Origin of the sequence: Leisingera coralii, from assembly GCF_049056525.1 — a bacterium.
In the GTDB taxonomy this organism is placed as follows: domain Bacteria; phylum Pseudomonadota; class Alphaproteobacteria; order Rhodobacterales; family Rhodobacteraceae; genus Leisingera; species Leisingera coralii.
In genome coordinates, this window is the sequence record NZ_JBHUPT010000093.1 from 1 (window position 1) to 14,132 (window position 14,132).

Genomic DNA, 14,132 nt, shown 5'->3' on the forward strand with positions numbered 1-14,132 from the left:
CCGTCCTGAAAGGCAGTTCAACCTCGCCGTTCATTTGCAGATCAACGCCGAGATCGCTTGGGAACGAGGCCAAGGCCGCTGATAACGGCGAGTTTCCACACAGCCTCAGCCCTTAGCCGTCATTGCCCTGGGCTCAGCCGTTCGCGGGCGCAGCATGCCGGTCACAGCCCATACGCCTGGGCTGCGGCGAATGACATGATGTGTTTGCAGTAGATGCGCTGATTAAGGTTCACCGCCGACAGTGAGGCTGGCATGCGTTCATCTGCTTCAATCATATACTGCGAGATACGTAAACGCAGGGATTACCCGCACGCCAACGCTGAACAGGAGCAGGACGAGGCCGGTCAGGACAGTTTGCGCAACGGCTAGGCTGATCCAGATTTTTTCGGTGGCGGCATTTGACAGGTAAACAGCCTCCCCCAGGCCCAGGGCTAGAACGGCACAGGCAAAGCCAAGTTTGCGAAATGCCCGGGCTGCGGTCAGCTCGTGCAGAAGATACCCGGCAAGGCCAAGAAAAAATGCGGCGTTCAAGAACAGAAGGGCAGCAAGCGGCACTGCCGCGGATATTGCTGACGCGGCGCGGGCCAGCAGCCAGAACGAAACCATAACCTTAAGGCCGGTGCCGCGCAAAGGCGGTCGCCCTGTCCAGCCTGGCAGCGCCGTCAGCAGGTAGCCGGCAATGGCAGCGGAGGTAAAACCAAAGAGAAGCTCATGAACATGCCACAAAACCGCTGGCTGCAACCCCGGCTCCGGCAATCCCAGCTGCACGCCCAGTGGCCACCAAGCGACGGACAGGAGGGCACAAAGAAACGCTAAAAGGAACAGCGGACGGTATGGAGCGTCCCAGAAGGCGCTGAAGTCGCCGCACTTGATCATGATGGCGTTGGAGCACCAGACCAGGACAAACCGCTTGGCCCGGTCAGGAACCCATCGCTCAAGCGGGTTTGCAGAGATGTTTTCTGCACATCCGCGGCAATGGCTCCAGGGGGCAAAGAACCATTCATCCGGTCGCGGTAGGTTTGGCACAGCCGGGTGAAGCCCTGGGATTGCGGCGACAGGCGCAGGGCGGAAATACCCGCCGCGGCCAGTGCCTCTATCTGGTAATCGGCGCAGGCATAGCTGTGCGACAGGGTCTGGACCCCATTCATCGCCATGAAGGGCTGATCCTCCAGGGTATAAACTTCCAACCCGTCCAGGTCATCCTCGCAGGCGAACTGGCAGTTGTCTTTGGTCCGCTTGTGCAGCCGCGCATGGTAGCAGCGTCCCGAGATCGCCAGCGGCAGCCGCCCGTGGCCCCAGACCTCGATAGCAACACCCAGCTCCTTGCCTGTGCGGGTCAGAGTTGCAACCGACGTCAGCGGCAGCTCCGGCGGCAGGCAGACACGTATGGCCCCCAGTGACGCCAGCCAGGCCAAAGTGCCTTCGTTATAGACATTGACCAGCGGCCCGACGTGAAAGCCCATGCCCTTGGGCAGATGCGCCAGCGCCGTCAGGTCGTTGATCTCAACCGTTACCCCCATCTCGGCAAGTTCCGCCGTCAGCTTGCGCTCGCGCTTGAGCGTGACAAGAGCAAGGCTGGTCAGCACCGCCTCCTTGCCCGCTTCCGCAAGCAGGGCCAGTGCCTCAGGGATGCGGTCCTGATAGAAGGGCAGGCGTTTGGAGCAAACCAGCTCCCCCAGAACAACACGATCAACAGGAGCCTCGGCCAAAGCGGCATAAAACGCGCTCCAGCTTTCGGCCGGCCAGAAGAATTGGTTAGGCCCGACGGTCAGTTCCATTCTGTTATCTCCAGGTTTTCTTGTAGGCGCCCGTGGTCATCGCCTGACCTTCAGACAGCCGCACCAGCATGCCCTGCGGAAGAGGCTGGCCTGCTTCGAGCGCATCAACGGCAGCGCGGAAGTTGCGCACCACCTGCGCCACATAGGACTTCGAACGCTGACGCCCTTCGATCTTCAGCGCGGTAACACCGGCCTTTTGCAGCTGCGGGATCAACTGTTCTGCGTTGAGGCTGACAGGGTCTTCGAACAGGTGGCCAGTCTGGCTGCCGGCGGAGAAACAGCCTTTGCACAAGGTCGGATAGGGCGCTGGCTCATCTTTTGCCACGCGGTGGATTGTAAACCCGCCCAGCCTTGCGTCCAGGGCACCGTTATCGTCGCGGTATTCCACATGGCTGGCGGGAGAGCAGACACCGTTCATGTTGGGCGACCGCCCGGTTGCATAGGACGAGAGCGAGCAGCGCCCTTCGGCCATCACACACAATCCGCCAAAGACAAATACCTCGGTTTCCACTTCTGTTTCGGCGTTGATCGCCGCGATTTCCGGCACGGAAAGGACACGCGGCAGCACCACCCGTCTCACACCGAATGTGCTGGCATAGAAATTGATGATGTCGGCATTTGAGGCGGCGGCTTGAACCGAAAGATGCAGCCGCAGGCCGGGGTGGCTGCGTGCGGCGTAATCCAGCAAACCGGGGTCCGCCAGGATCACCGCATCCGCGCCGGATTGTGCGGCGTCGTCAACGGCGCGGTGCCAGAGCCCCTGATCGCCTGCGCGGGGGAATGTGTTGATCGCCACCAGCACCTTGGCGCCGCGATCATGTGCAAAAACCACCCCTTCGCGTATTTCGGCGCGGTCAAAGTTGAGGCCCGGGAAATTGCGGGCGTTGGTCTCGTCGTTGAAGCCACAATAGACCGTGTGCGCTCCGGCCTTGACGGCGGCGCGCAGTGCCGCGGGGGTGCCTGCCGGGCAAACGATTTCCATCACCATGCCTCTTCCTCCTCCGGCCGGGCCAGGGGAACGCCCGTGCGCCTCTGGGCAAAGGCTACGGCTCGCAACAGACAGCGGGCAAACGGCCCGGACAGGGCGGCGATTTCCTGCGAGATGTCTAGCTCGGCGTCGTCCACCGCATTGCGCAGTGCCAGCGCTGCTGCGGTATCGCCCTCGATCACCAGGTCCCTGGAGAAAAACAATGCATCCCCGTCATAGACGCCATGCACCAGCCCCAGAAGCGCTGCCAGCGGGCCGGATATCCGGGCATCGCCGTCGCAATTTCCACGCACCGCGCGGACTTTCGGCTGGCCCTCGTTAGGATCAAGGCAAAGAAGAACGGGCAGATCAGTAGGGGCCAGGACAAACCTTTTGCGACTGTGCTCGCCCAGGCGGCGGAACAGGCCCGGGTGGCGCTTGGCGATCCGCCGGGAACAGGCCGTGAGCGAAAGCGACAAGGGAACGAGGGGCGCGACGCGCAGCAAACGCGCAAGGGCTGCCGGGCAATTTGGGATCTGTGGCTGGGCGTGTGGCAAATTAAATCCTTTCCCGCCGGTGGCTTCGACTGCAGCGGGTGTATGGCCCCGCACGCGGTCAGAGTTTGACGGCGGACAAATTCGCAGCCGGAAACTTTGCTAGGGATCGGCGGAAATCAGTACTGGAGCGGTCCAATTCGTACTTTTCCGCCATATCCCAGCCTCCGCTATTTCCTCGACTGGTGCGCTTCAACCGGGCAGTTTCAGAAAGTCGGTGATGCGGTCTCCGTCCGCCATCAGATGACGGCGGTGCACCGGGCGGTGCTGGAGGCCGGCGGCCCGGTGCTGCAGTTCGACCGCCCGGTGCTGGACAGCGGCCAGGTCTCGGGCATTCCGGTTGTGGTGAACCTGTTCGGGACCGCTGAGCGTGTGGCGGCCGGCCTTGGGGTGCCGCAGGACGGCCTGGATGATCTGGGGTGCTTTCTGGCTGCCCTCAGGTCGCCTGCTCCGCCGGACGGTCTGCGCGATGCCTTGTCCCGCTGGCCCATGCTCAAGGCAGCGCTGGCCACCAGGCCGAAGATGGTGAAAACCGCTCTGGTTCAGGCCATCACCCGCGCGGGGCCTGATGCCAGCCTTGATGGCCTTCCGGTGCAGACCCACTGGCCGGGGGATGCCGGGCCGCTGATTACCTGGCCCGTTGTGATAACCCGCCCGCACGGCAGCGCCGCGGAAAACGTCAACAGATACAATGCAGGGGTCTACCGGACCCAGGTTCTGGACCGCTCGCGGCTGATCATGCGCTGGCTGCCGCACCGCGGCGGTGCTGCGCATCACCGCAGTTGGGCCGGGCAGGGGGAGCCGATGCCGGTTGCCGTGGTTCTCGGGGCGAACCCCGCCACACTGCTGTCTGCGGCGCTGCCCTTGCCCGAAACCGTGTCGGAGCTGACCTTTGCCGGCGCCCTCAGCGGCGCACGCCCGCGTCTGGTGCCCTGCAAGACTATCCCGCTGATGGTGCCCGCTGATGCGGAAATGGTTCTGGAAGGCTGGGTGTCCGCCTCGGAGACCTCACCCGAAGGCCCCTTTGGCGACCATACGGGCTATTATAACCCGGCAGAGCCCTTTCCCGTCATGCGGATAAGCGCGGTGACTCATCGAGAGACTCCGCTGTACCTGTCCACCTACACCGGCCGGCCGCCGGATGAGCCTGCCATTATCGGCGAGGTGTTCAACCGGCTGGCCCTGCCAACGGTGCGGGCGCAGATCCCGGAGATCCGCGACCTGTGGCTGCCGCCTGCCGCATGCTCCTACCGCATTGCCATCGTCAGCATCGACAAACGCTACCCCGGCCAGGCCCGCCGGGTGATGATGGCGCTGTGGGGGATGCTGCCGCAGTTCAGCTATACCAAGATGACTATTGCCGTCGATGCGGACATCGATCCAAGAAACTGGGATGATATCGCTTGGGTGCTGGCCACCTGCATGGATCCGTCCCGCGATGTCATGATGCTGGAGAATACGCCGATGGATTACCTGGACTTCGCGTCGCCGCAGCCGGGGCTGGCGGGCAAGATCGGTATCGATGCCACAACGAAAACCGGCAGCGAAACGGCCCGTGAATGGGGGCAAGTCATGCAAGCGGACGCCAAAGATCAGGCTTTTGCCGCGGACCTGGTGGCTCGTCTGATGCCGGAGCTGCGGAGATGAGCGCGCATCGGGTTGTGCTGGGCGTGTCGGGTGCTTCTGGTGCCGTACTCAGCCTGGCTGTTGCGCGTCATTTGATGAACGCCGGGGTGGAAATCGATCTTGTCGCCAGTGCCGCGGCAGAGCGTACCTTGGCCCAGGAATGCGGCGCTGGCGCGGCCGGAGAGCTGAGGGCAATGGCAAACCGCTGCCACCCGGTCCAGGATATTGGCGCTGCCATCGCCTCAGGATCGGTTCCAGTGTCGGGAATGATTGTTGCGCCGTGTTCGATGCGCTCCTTGGCGGCTATCGCGCACGGGTTTGATGACAATCTGCTAACACGGGCTGCTGGTGTGCAGCTTAAGGAGCGCAGGCGTTTGGTTCTGCTGGCCCGAGAGACGCCGCTGACATTGGCGCACCTGAGGAATATGGCTGCAGTGACCGAAATGGGTGCCATTGTGATGCCACCGGTTCCTGCATTCTATCTTGCGAGCACAACGTTGACAGAAGTTGCCAATCAGGTCGCCGCCCGAGCGGTTGACATTCTGGATGTATCCTCTCCTCGAGCGCAACCTTGGTCACCCGAGCTTGAAGGCTAGCTAGAAACCGCTAACTTCGGTCTGGATGCACCGTGACGTAATGGGATGAACTGCCTTCCCGCCGAGACCACGGCTATTGTCGTAGAGATCAGCGGAGAAGAAGGAGCATTCTGATGGAGATCGCAGTTCTGGGCATTGATCTGGGAAAGACGACTTGCAGTGTTTCTGGTCTGGATGGCGATGGCGCGGTTGTTCTGCGTAAAACGCATCCGACGTCATCGGCTGTTGGACTTCTTGTCCAGGCTCTCAACTTGCGTCGTGGCGATGGAAGCATACGGCGGCGCGCACCACCTTGGCCATTTCTGTGTGGAGCGAGGGCATGAGCCGCGTCTGATGTCGCCTCTCTATGTCCGGCCCTACGTGAAAATCCCCAAGACCGACAACCGGGACGCCGAAGCGATTGCGGAAGCAGCAACGCGCCCAACCATGTCCTTTGTGACCTTGAAGGCGCCCGAGCAACTCGATCTTCAGGCGCAGCACCGGGCACGGGAACGCCATGTCCAGAACCGGACACGCTTGGAGAACCAGGCCCGGGGCTTCCTGATGGAGCGGGGCATCCGCGTCGGGACCGGCCGACATGTCTTTCAGCGTGAGCTGACCCGGCTGCTGAAAGAAGAAGGTCTGCCTCTTTTGCCAGGCATGGTCCGCATCCTCTGCGATCTCTTTGATCCGCCGTTCGACGGCAGCCTGATCCCCTCTCGGGACATCGCTGTGCGATGCCCTGCCGGGCAGTGGTCCGCCGGGACTTGTAGTAGCAGGTGGAGGTGCCGAAGCAGATGGCCCCACAAGCCTTCCGGATCGACACGCCCCAATAGACGCACATCCCCGTGACAATCTCGCGCAGACGGCCAGGCTTCAGAGCTTTCGCCGAATGACATCCTGAAGCATCTCCCTGTCCAGCGTCAGGTCCGCCACGGTTGTTCGGGGCAAACAGTCCCCCGGACTGTTTGCGTGTCCCTCCAACTCTTCAGCCGGGTGTTCTCATCCTCGAGCACTTTCAGCCGGCGCATCTCGTCCGGCAGCAGCCCGCCGTATTTTTTTCCAGTTGAAGTACGCCGCCTGGCTGATCCCGGCCTTACGGCAGATCTCCGCGACCGGTGTGCCTTGCTCGCCCTGCGTCAGGATGAACGCCTTCTGCACCTCCGTGAACTTCGATGCTTTCATGCGATTCCGCTCCTCTCCCAGCCAGGAAAACTTAGCGGAAAACTCCAGCTCCGACCGGTCCTGTTTTCAGGGGGCAGAGCACTCTCGTGCCAGAAATGTACCCAAAATTTCGCATTCGCCTCGGACCAGTTTCACGGGTCAGGACCACATCCATGTCCTGCCAAATGGCCAGTACCGCATCCGCCACTACGGCGTCTTCGGCAACGGCAATCGTGCCGACAGTATCACCAGGATCAGGACGGTGCTCGGGACCGGCTCTAATGATGTGACCGCTCTCCTTTGTGGATCGTTGCAGACCCACCTTGGCACATTGATGCCGTCGGGGGGGGCGGTCACATTATCAAATGTCGGTCGCATCCAGTAAAACCTGGGAGAACCGGGATTGTGTCCCAAAACCCGGAATGTTTCACCGGTAGGGGCGTTTTCTTTTGCTGGGGCTTCAAGAGGTATCGCGCTATCGTGCTATGCAGGCGCCGCATAGCCACCAGACCCAAACATCCGTGATGCCTGATCCGTTGCGTCTCTGTTTGACCCTCACTTCAGACCAGCAAATCAAGCACCGCACCGGGAGCCCGCACCGGCAGCGATGTGAAAGAACAAGAACACTGGCTTATTCAACGCTCTCCGCGCCCGCTGCTGGCGTTTCCGCTTGAAAGACAATCACACCCATCTAAGGTTGTGGTAATGCTTTCAGCACCACTACTGATTTAATTTACCCAAGATTTCTGGAAAAAAGATGACTGCCTACATTATTGTGGATCACACGGACAACACTCCAAGCATCGTTACAATCAGCTCCTCTTACTTTGGGGCAAATTTGGTTACGCACTACGATACCGAGTTCATCGACCCCGGAGACTCCCATAAGAACGATGTAAAGGCTCTGGGAGTTTCAACCCTGCGCTTTCCCGGCGGCTCCGTGACCGAGTCCCACTTCGACATGGCAAACCCCAATTCTGCGACGTCCCGGATCAGCCCCTCCGTGGCTTTGACGCCGATGAACGAATTCTTTGCCGCAGCGGGCAGGATCGGAGCCAGCGTGTCGCTTGTTATTCCCACTCAAGAAGGTTTCAAGACTGATGCCCTGACCGCCTTAAAGAACGGCAGCTATGGCTCCCGGACCGAACTGGCTCCGGACTACATCAAAAAGGTCCTCGCCTACATTGACACCGCAATCAGCTACGCTGCTTTGGAAGGCGTCACCATAACCTCCTTTGAACTCGGTAATGAATTCTGGGGCAGCGGTCAAATGACGGCCGCGGAGTATGGGCGTCTGGTCGGCAAGCTTTCTGTTGCCGTCCAGAAAAAGCTGGATGCCGCCGGGATCGACGCTGAGATCCTAGTTCAAACAACCTCTTCGACCGCGACCTTTTCACCGAATGCAGGTTTCAAAGACGATCCCAATGCAAAAGCAGCAATTTTTGCAGATGAGAGCGGGACCGTACCGGTTTTCTACAATCAAAGCGATATCAACAGGGAATTTGGCGGTGCCGTCCCCAAGGGATTCCAAACGTACTGGGTGCAGAGCCAGGGCAATGACGGCGTACAGGCGAAAGACATCGCCGCTGGCATAAAAGCTGATGCAGGTGCAGCAGATGCAATAGATGGCGCCGTGCTGCATTACTACGCCGACTATGGGCTGTCTGGTGACGCCAACGGTAACAGCGTAGACAATGAAAAAGGAAATCTGTTCAGCAAGTTAAACGGCTTTGAAGTGCTGCTCAGAAGTGAGTCTAACAGTGCCGCCGGTCAGCCGGTTGCGACAGAGTACCTGAGGTCGTCCCGCGCGCCGGAGTTGACACAGCACCTGACAGAGTGGAACCCGCAGAAGGACAGGCCGGACACCAAAGGGCTCAAGCATGCTTCGATGCTGGTCGAGATGGTGTACGAGATGGCAACTCACGGTGTGGATTCCGCACAGATCTGGCCCCTGACGTTCAACAGTTCGCAGGAGCGCGCGCTGCTGAATCATGAAGGCGAGGGCTTGTCCCTCTCTGGTGAGGTCTTCAGGATGATGAGCGAAAGCCTGGTCGGTCTGAAGGCCAAACTCGATTTTGAGGTGGCGAACAAAATTGATGTGCACGGCTATGGGGATGCTGCGGACGCCCTGAGATTTGTGGCTTTTGTCTCTGAGCGCAGCGGCAAGTTGTCCGAAAATGTGACCCTTGATTTCGGAAACTATGTGCAGGGCGGTCCTTACTTTATTACTCTCACAGAACTTTGGGATGGCGGAGCCGGGGGAGAAAACTCCAAGGCACAACCGGTGCTCAGCTACTCAAACGGTCTTGTGGCCTCTGGCAGCTTGGTCACGTTCGACATCAATGCCTGGGCGAACACCCGGATTGAAATCACGTATGTCACTCGCGGAGCGGATACCATCACCGGCCGCGGTGGAAATGACAGCATTATTGGCGCCGGCGGTAATGACCTGCTCATAGGAAATGATGGGAACGATACGTTGCAGGGCGGCACCGGAGCGGACCACCTGTCCGGCAATTATGGCGATGATAGCATCAACGGCGGCAGCGGGAACGACTCGCTCCTTGGCGGAGCTGGACAGGATATCCTGCTTGGCGGTGCCGGCAACGATTTGCTTTCGGGCGGCGGCGGCGCCGACAGCCTGCTGGGGGGGATGGCGCCGATATCCTGGCCGGGGGGCTGGGCAATGACACGCTGAAGGCCGGTGCTGGTGCTGACATCCTGAAAGGAGAAGGCAACGCGGACAGCCTTTCCGGGGGCGACGGTCAGGACACCCTGAACGGCGGCAGGGGTGCGGACACCCTGAACGGCGGTAACCATAACGATTACTTGGCAGGCGGCACCGGCAATGACGAGCTGACCGGCGGCAGTGGCAATGACCACTTCGAGTTCAATCAAGGCGATGGTGCCGATCTGATCACCGATTTCGGCGACGGCTTTGACACGCTGGATCTGCGCAGCTTCGGCTTTACCTCGGAAGCAGAGGTTTTCAGCAATGCCAGCCAAATCTCAAAAAACGTGGTCTTTGACTTTGGCAACGGAGATAAGCTGACGCTGCAGGAGGTGGAGCTGGAGGACCTGAAAGGCAATGTTCTTTACTAGGCCTCAAGACTCATTGAATTTCAAAGCCAGAAGATGACGGCGGCGGCGAGAGCGATGACAGACAAGAACATCTTTGGGCACCTTTCGTATCGGGTGGCAATGCGTCGCCAAACTTTCAATCGACCGAACATGATCTCGATGCGGTTAAGTCGCATGTACCTGTGCTTGTCGTATCGATCCGGTTTGTCACGGGACCTCCGGCCGGGGATGCAGGGCCTTATCCCCTTGTCTTTCAAAGCATCTCGGAACCAGTCAGCGTCGTAACCTCGGTCAGCGATCATCTAATCGGCGGCAGGCAAGCTGCTCAGAAGCGCCCTTGCGCCGGTGTCTTCGCTGACCTGCCCGGCAGCCGTGAAGAACTGGATCGGGCGGCTTGAAGCCGTGCGATGGGCTTTCGGGTACGTCGCGTCGATCATGATTGCCGTAAGATCCGAGTGCTCAGCAACAAATCCTTCCATGATCCGAGCGATGACACCCTTATCGCTCCACCGCTTCCACCGATTGTAGAGCGTTTTGGGCGGGTCATACTCTTTCGGCGCATCGGACCAGCACAAACCGTTGCGATTGATAAAGATAATCCCGCTGAGGGCTCGTCTATCATCCACGCGCGGCTCTCCATGGCTCTTGGGAAAGTACGGCCGCAACAGAGCTATCTGCCCCCTTGGGCGGGTGGCGGCGTTCGCGAGTGCATGGCGCGCGGAACGCCAGTGCATTCAGCAGTCAACATGCCGCGGGACGTTCGTTCCTCTGGCGCTCCAGCCGGGTGAAGCCTTCCAATTCGACTTGAGCGAAGACTGGGCGGTCCTCTGTGGAGAGCGCACCAAGCTCCGGGTTGCCCACATCAAGCTGTCGCACGGCCGGGCTTTCCTGGTCCGGGCCTATTTTCTGCAATCCCACGAGACGCTGTTTGACACTCACTGGCATGCTTTCCGGGTCTTCGGCGGCGTGGCCCGGCGTGGGATTTATAACAACATGCGCACGGCGGTTGACCGAGGCGGTACAGGTAAAATTCGCCAAGTCAATGCGCGCTTTCTGGCAATGGCCAGCCACTATGTCTTCGAGCCGGAATTCTGCAATCTTGCATGGCACAGAATTCACCCCCTCCAGCACCTGGAAGACCGTCCTGAGCCCAAGCCAGCAGGTTTCTTTCCTGGCCGAGGCTGCTGCGGTCAGCTCCATGATCGACCTGATCTCGGCGGATCTGGAACTTGCCAGCGCCCGCAAAGCTGACGCTTCCGCGCGTCTGGTGGAGCCGGAACGGCGGTGGAAGACCCTGGGCGAGCGTCCAGCCTTGTTTGACCGGTCTTTCAAGGATGGCGGCTTCATCAGCCGCCGGGACAGAGACCAGGCCGAACTGAACCTGATTGAAGTCCGCGAGGAGATAACAGTGGTAGCTGCCGAGAAACGGGCTGCATAGATCAGCCTGCAAAAGGCCCGGCGCGAAAAGGCCCTGCCCTCCGGCAAATCACACGGAGTTTGCGGCCGCGCTGCATTTACAGGCGGCTTCCGCACAACGGTGCTGTCGGAACACAAGGCCCGGCTCAGGCGGTGCCTACTTCCCGGGCGCCTTGTAGGCCCCGGCAATGCCGCCCGCCTTCTTCTGCATTTCGGTGAATTCATCCGAGGTGAAGGCCCGCACGGTCTTGAGGTTGCTGACAGCGCCGCTGGCGCCAACCGCCAGCAGGCCCGCGAGCAGGGCCGAGACATCGTCGATCGTTACCTTGATTGCAAAATCGCTTTCACCCGTCGTCAGATAATAGTCTTCCAGCTTGCCGCCCGCCGCTTCGACAACAGCGCGGGCCGCAGCCTCGCGGTCGCTCGGGTTTTCCACCATCGCCTTCATGGCAGCGGAGGTATAGCAACCGGTCACGATAAATCTTGGCATTCTGACTCTCCCTGGGGGTGTTAAGGCGAGCCGCTTCTGGGCACGATGCCGGACAGTCCGGCCCGCATGCCCCCGGGGTTGGATGATAGCACAGACCGGCCCATTTGGCATTTGAAACCACGCCCAGGCCGGCGCCTGCCCTATGCCCTGGCCGCCAGCGCCGCGCTGATCGCCTCCGCCAGGGCCCGGACGCGCCGCGGCTGGGCGCGCCCCGGCGGAAACATCATCTGCAGCGGATTGGGCGGCGGCAGATAGTCCTCCAGCAGCGCCACCAGCCGCCCGGCCTTCAGGTCACCGGCCACATCCAGCTCCGATTTCAGGATGATCCCCTGCCCCGCCAGCGCCCATTGCCGCACCAGCCAGCCGTCATTCACGGTCTTGTTGCCGCGCACCGTCACCGCCTGCTGCGCCTTGCCGCTGCCAAAGCGCCAGACATTGTCCAGCGTCCGCCCGAACCGCATCACCAGGCAGTTGTGCCCCGCCAGATCTCCGGGCGCCTGCGGTGCGCCATGCGCCTCGATGTACGAGGGCGCAGCGCAGACGATCCGCTGGAACTCACCCAGGCTGCGGATGCGCAAGGTGCTGTCGGTCACCGCGCCAAACCGCAGCGCAATATCGAACCCCTCGCCGACGATATCGACGTACCCGTCGGACAGCGACAGCTCGACGGAGATCGCCGGATGCGCGGCAGCGAAGTCCGCCACCACATCCGACACGATGCTGCGGCCCAAATCCACCGGCGCGCTGACCCGCACCGGCCCCGACAGCGTCTGCGCGCCGTGGCGGATACGGGCGTCCAGATCGTCGACCTCGCCCAGCACTACCCGGGCGCCCTCCACCAGCGTCCGGCCCGCCTCCGTCAGGCTGATGGAACGGGTGGTGCGGTTGAACAGGACCACGCCGTAATGCGCCTCCAGCGCCGCCAGCCGCTCCGACACGGTGGTGGCCGACAGCCCCAGCTCGCGCCCGGCGGCCACCAGGCTGCCCTTCTCGGCAATCTTCAGAAACAGGCAGATGTTGTCGATCAGCATTATACGGATTCCCCGGATTATCATTCCGACCTTGGCCCGTTTATCCGGAAATCACCAGCGCGTATCTTTCCCTCAGAAAATCGACACACCCAAAGGACCAAGCCAATGCCGAACCTGACCATCGTCGCCAACATCACCGCCAACCCCGGCAAGACCGATCTGGTGAAGGCCGAGCTGGAAAAGCTGATCGCCATCACCCGCGCCGAAGCGGGCTGCATCACCTACGACCTGCACCAGGACAATCAAAACCCCGCCCATTTCATGTTCCATGAAACCTGGGAGAGCCGCGAACTGTGGCAGGCCCACATGCAGGCGCCGCACCTGGCGGCCTATATGGAAGCCACCGACGGCGCAGTGGCCGAATTCACCCTGCACGAAATGCCCCTGATCGGCTGAGACCAAGCAAGGAAGGACACGACATGAAAGCTGTAGGCTACACCAGCACCGGCCCCATCGACCGCCCCGATGCTCTGATTGATTTCGAGGCGGACAAGCCCAAAGCCGCCGGCCACGACCTGCTGGTCCGGGTGCAGGCGGTCTCGGTCAACCCGGTGGACTGCAAGATACGCCAGCGCCGCGCGCCCGAAGGCGATAGCCCCGCCATCCTCGGCTGGGACGCGGTGGGCGAGGTCGTCGAAACCGGCGAGGCCGCCACCCGCTTCAAGCCCGGCGACCGCATCTGGTACGCCGGCGCCATCGACCGCCCCGGCACCAATGCCGAATACCATCTGGTGGATGAACGCATCGCGGGCCGCGCCCCGGCCTCCGCCGCCAATGCCGCCGCCGCGGCGCTGCCGCTCACCACGCTGACCGCCTACGAGATGCTGTTCGACCGGCTGGAGGTGACCCGCCCGGTGCCCGGCGCAGCCAATGCGGTGCTGATCATCGGCGGCGCCGGCGGTGTCGGCTCGATCGCCATCCAGCTGCTGAAACAGCTGACCGACGCCACCGTCATCGCCACCGCCTCGCGCCCCGAAACGCAGGACTGGGTGCGGGACCTCGGTGCAGATCACGTGATCGACCACTCCAAACCCCTGCCCGCTCAGATCGCGGCCCTTGGCATCAGCGCCCCGGCCTTTGTCTTTGCCACCCAGCACTCCGGCAGCTACGTGCCGCAGATCGCGGAGCTGATCGCACCGCAGGGCCGCTTCGGGCTGATCGACGACCCGGAAAGCTTTGACATCATGCCGTTCAAGGGCAAATCCGTGTCGATCCACTGGGAAATGATGTTCACCCGCCCGGTGTTTGCTACCGCGGACATCGCCCGCCAGGGCGCCATCCTCGATGAGGTCTCAGAGCTGGTCGATGCGGGCCGCATCAAGACCACCGCAACCGAAGCCTTCGGCACCATCAACGCCGCCAATGTCACCCGCGCCCACGCGCTGCTGGAAAGCGGCAAGGCGCGCGGCAAGATCGTGCTGGAGGGCTTCTGACGGCCCCTTGCGAACAG

13 protein-coding genes and 5 pseudogenes are annotated in these 14,132 nt (G+C 61.4%); 10 read left to right on the top strand and 8 right to left on the bottom strand.

The window, feature by feature from the left end; all coding sequences use genetic code 11:
* Positions 1–267: 267 nt before the first annotated feature.
* Genes ACFMBG_RS22625 through ubiT form a run of 4 tightly spaced genes read right to left on the bottom strand, consistent with a single transcriptional unit; the run spans position 268 to position 3,302 of the window.
* The gene (locus ACFMBG_RS22625; protein WP_421056925.1) at positions 268–876 is read right to left on the bottom strand and encodes an NnrS family protein; all 609 of its coding nucleotides are present in this window, start codon (positions 874–876) and stop codon (positions 268–270) included.
* Positions 873–1,778 (bottom strand): ubiquinone anaerobic biosynthesis protein UbiV, encoded by a 906-nt coding sequence (gene ubiV / locus ACFMBG_RS22630; RefSeq protein ID WP_421056926.1) that lies wholly within the window; start codon positions 1,776–1,778, stop codon positions 873–875. The genes ACFMBG_RS22625 and ubiV overlap by 4 nt, the downstream gene beginning before the upstream one ends.
* A 4-nt stretch (positions 1,779–1,782) precedes the next feature.
* The gene (ubiU, locus tag ACFMBG_RS22635) at positions 1,783–2,760 is read right to left on the bottom strand and encodes a ubiquinone anaerobic biosynthesis protein UbiU (protein ID WP_421056950.1); all 978 of its coding nucleotides are present in this window, start codon (positions 2,758–2,760) and stop codon (positions 1,783–1,785) included.
* On the bottom strand, positions 2,760–3,302 hold the full coding sequence (ubiT, locus tag ACFMBG_RS22640) for a ubiquinone anaerobic biosynthesis accessory factor UbiT (RefSeq protein WP_421056927.1): 543 nt from the start codon (positions 3,300–3,302) through the stop codon (positions 2,760–2,762). The genes ubiU and ubiT overlap by 1 nt, the downstream gene beginning before the upstream one ends.
* A 135-nt stretch (positions 3,303–3,437) precedes the next feature.
* On the opposite strand from ubiT, the gene ACFMBG_RS22645 reads away from it, so the two are divergent.
* From ACFMBG_RS22645 to ACFMBG_RS22655, 3 genes and pseudogenes are all read left to right on the top strand, one after another.
* Positions 3,438–4,946 (top strand): UbiD family decarboxylase, encoded by a 1,509-nt coding sequence (locus tag ACFMBG_RS22645; RefSeq protein ID WP_421056951.1) that lies wholly within the window; start codon positions 3,438–3,440, stop codon positions 4,944–4,946.
* Positions 4,943–5,521, top strand: coding sequence for a UbiX family flavin prenyltransferase (locus ACFMBG_RS22650; RefSeq protein ID WP_421056928.1), 579 nt, complete (start codon positions 4,943–4,945; stop codon positions 5,519–5,521). Before ACFMBG_RS22645 ends, ACFMBG_RS22650 begins: the two co-directional genes overlap by 4 nt.
* 180 nt (positions 5,522–5,701) lie before the next feature.
* Positions 5,702–6,052: pseudogene (locus tag ACFMBG_RS22655) on the top strand (IS110 family transposase); the annotation flags it as partial.
* 120 nt (positions 6,053–6,172) lie between these two features.
* Here the strand turns inward: ACFMBG_RS22655 and ACFMBG_RS22660 are convergent.
* Positions 6,173–6,685: pseudogene (locus ACFMBG_RS22660) on the bottom strand (transposase); the annotation flags it as partial.
* 736 nt (positions 6,686–7,421) lie between these two features.
* Here ACFMBG_RS22660 and ACFMBG_RS22665 point away from each other — a divergent pair.
* From ACFMBG_RS22665 to ACFMBG_RS22675, 3 genes and pseudogenes are all read left to right on the top strand, one after another.
* On the top strand, positions 7,422–9,362 hold the full coding sequence (locus ACFMBG_RS22665) for a calcium-binding protein (protein ID WP_421056929.1): 1,941 nt from the start codon (positions 7,422–7,424) through the stop codon (positions 9,360–9,362).
* Positions 9,359–9,448, top strand: a pseudogene (locus ACFMBG_RS22670) (calcium-binding protein); the annotation flags it as partial. The gene ACFMBG_RS22665 and the pseudogene ACFMBG_RS22670, both read left to right, overlap by 4 nt.
* Positions 9,449–9,493: 45 nt before the next feature.
* Positions 9,494–9,766, top strand: coding sequence for a M10 family metallopeptidase C-terminal domain-containing protein (locus tag ACFMBG_RS22675; protein ID WP_421056930.1), 273 nt, complete (start codon positions 9,494–9,496; stop codon positions 9,764–9,766).
* A 20-nt stretch (positions 9,767–9,786) separates the two neighbouring features.
* Here ACFMBG_RS22675 and ACFMBG_RS22680 read toward each other — a convergent pair.
* A pseudogene (locus tag ACFMBG_RS22680) lies at positions 9,787–10,479 on the bottom strand (transposase).
* Between ACFMBG_RS22680 and ACFMBG_RS22685 the strand changes: the two are divergent.
* Positions 10,433–10,849: pseudogene (locus tag ACFMBG_RS22685) on the top strand (IS21 family transposase); the annotation flags it as partial. The pseudogenes ACFMBG_RS22680 and ACFMBG_RS22685 sit on opposite strands and share 47 nt — an antisense overlap.
* Before the next feature lie 94 nt (positions 10,850–10,943).
* Complete coding sequence (locus ACFMBG_RS22690; protein ID WP_421056931.1) at positions 10,944–11,183, top strand: hypothetical protein; 240 nt, start codon at positions 10,944–10,946, stop codon at positions 11,181–11,183.
* 135 nt (positions 11,184–11,318) lie between these two features.
* Here ACFMBG_RS22690 and ACFMBG_RS22695 read toward each other — a convergent pair whose 3' ends face one another.
* A complete protein-coding gene (locus tag ACFMBG_RS22695) occupies positions 11,319–11,651 on the bottom strand; it encodes a GYD domain-containing protein (protein ID WP_421056932.1) in 333 nt (110 codons plus the stop codon).
* A 140-nt stretch (positions 11,652–11,791) separates the two neighbouring features.
* Positions 11,792–12,682, bottom strand: coding sequence for a LysR family transcriptional regulator (locus ACFMBG_RS22700; RefSeq protein ID WP_421056933.1), 891 nt, complete (start codon positions 12,680–12,682; stop codon positions 11,792–11,794).
* Between the two features lie 105 nt (positions 12,683–12,787).
* Between ACFMBG_RS22700 and ACFMBG_RS22705 the strand changes: the two genes are divergently transcribed.
* Positions 12,788–13,078 (top strand): putative quinol monooxygenase, encoded by a 291-nt coding sequence (locus tag ACFMBG_RS22705; protein WP_421056934.1) that lies wholly within the window; start codon positions 12,788–12,790, stop codon positions 13,076–13,078.
* A gap of 23 nt (positions 13,079–13,101) precedes the next feature.
* Positions 13,102–14,115 (top strand): zinc-binding alcohol dehydrogenase family protein, encoded by a 1,014-nt coding sequence (locus ACFMBG_RS22710; protein WP_421056935.1) that lies wholly within the window; start codon positions 13,102–13,104, stop codon positions 14,113–14,115.
* Positions 14,116–14,132 lie beyond the last annotated feature (17 nt).

Excerpts from the sequence above, each read along its gene's own strand:
- ACFMBG_RS22625 (WP_421056925.1), bottom strand. The coding sequence starts at position 876 with ATGATCAAGTGCGGCGACTTCAGCGCCTTCTGGGACGCTCCATACCGT.
- ubiU (WP_421056950.1), bottom strand. The coding sequence starts at position 2,760 with ATGGAAATCGTTTGCCCGGCAGGCACCCCCGCGGCACTGCGCGCCGCC.
- ACFMBG_RS22665 (WP_421056929.1), top strand. The coding sequence starts at position 7,422 with ATGACTGCCTACATTATTGTGGATCACACGGACAACACTCCAAGCATC.
- ACFMBG_RS22650 (WP_421056928.1), top strand. The coding sequence starts at position 4,943 with ATGAGCGCGCATCGGGTTGTGCTGGGCGTGTCGGGTGCTTCTGGTGCC.
- ubiV (WP_421056926.1), bottom strand. The coding sequence starts at position 1,778 with ATGGAACTGACCGTCGGGCCTAACCAATTCTTCTGGCCGGCCGAAAGC.
- ACFMBG_RS22700 (WP_421056933.1), bottom strand. The coding sequence starts at position 12,682 with ATGCTGATCGACAACATCTGCCTGTTTCTGAAGATTGCCGAGAAGGGC.
- ACFMBG_RS22690 (WP_421056931.1), top strand. The coding sequence starts at position 10,944 with ATGATCGACCTGATCTCGGCGGATCTGGAACTTGCCAGCGCCCGCAAA.
- ACFMBG_RS22705 (WP_421056934.1), top strand. The coding sequence starts at position 12,788 with ATGCCGAACCTGACCATCGTCGCCAACATCACCGCCAACCCCGGCAAG.
- ACFMBG_RS22710 (WP_421056935.1), top strand. The coding sequence starts at position 13,102 with ATGAAAGCTGTAGGCTACACCAGCACCGGCCCCATCGACCGCCCCGAT.
- ACFMBG_RS22695 (WP_421056932.1), bottom strand. The coding sequence starts at position 11,651 with ATGCCAAGATTTATCGTGACCGGTTGCTATACCTCCGCTGCCATGAAG.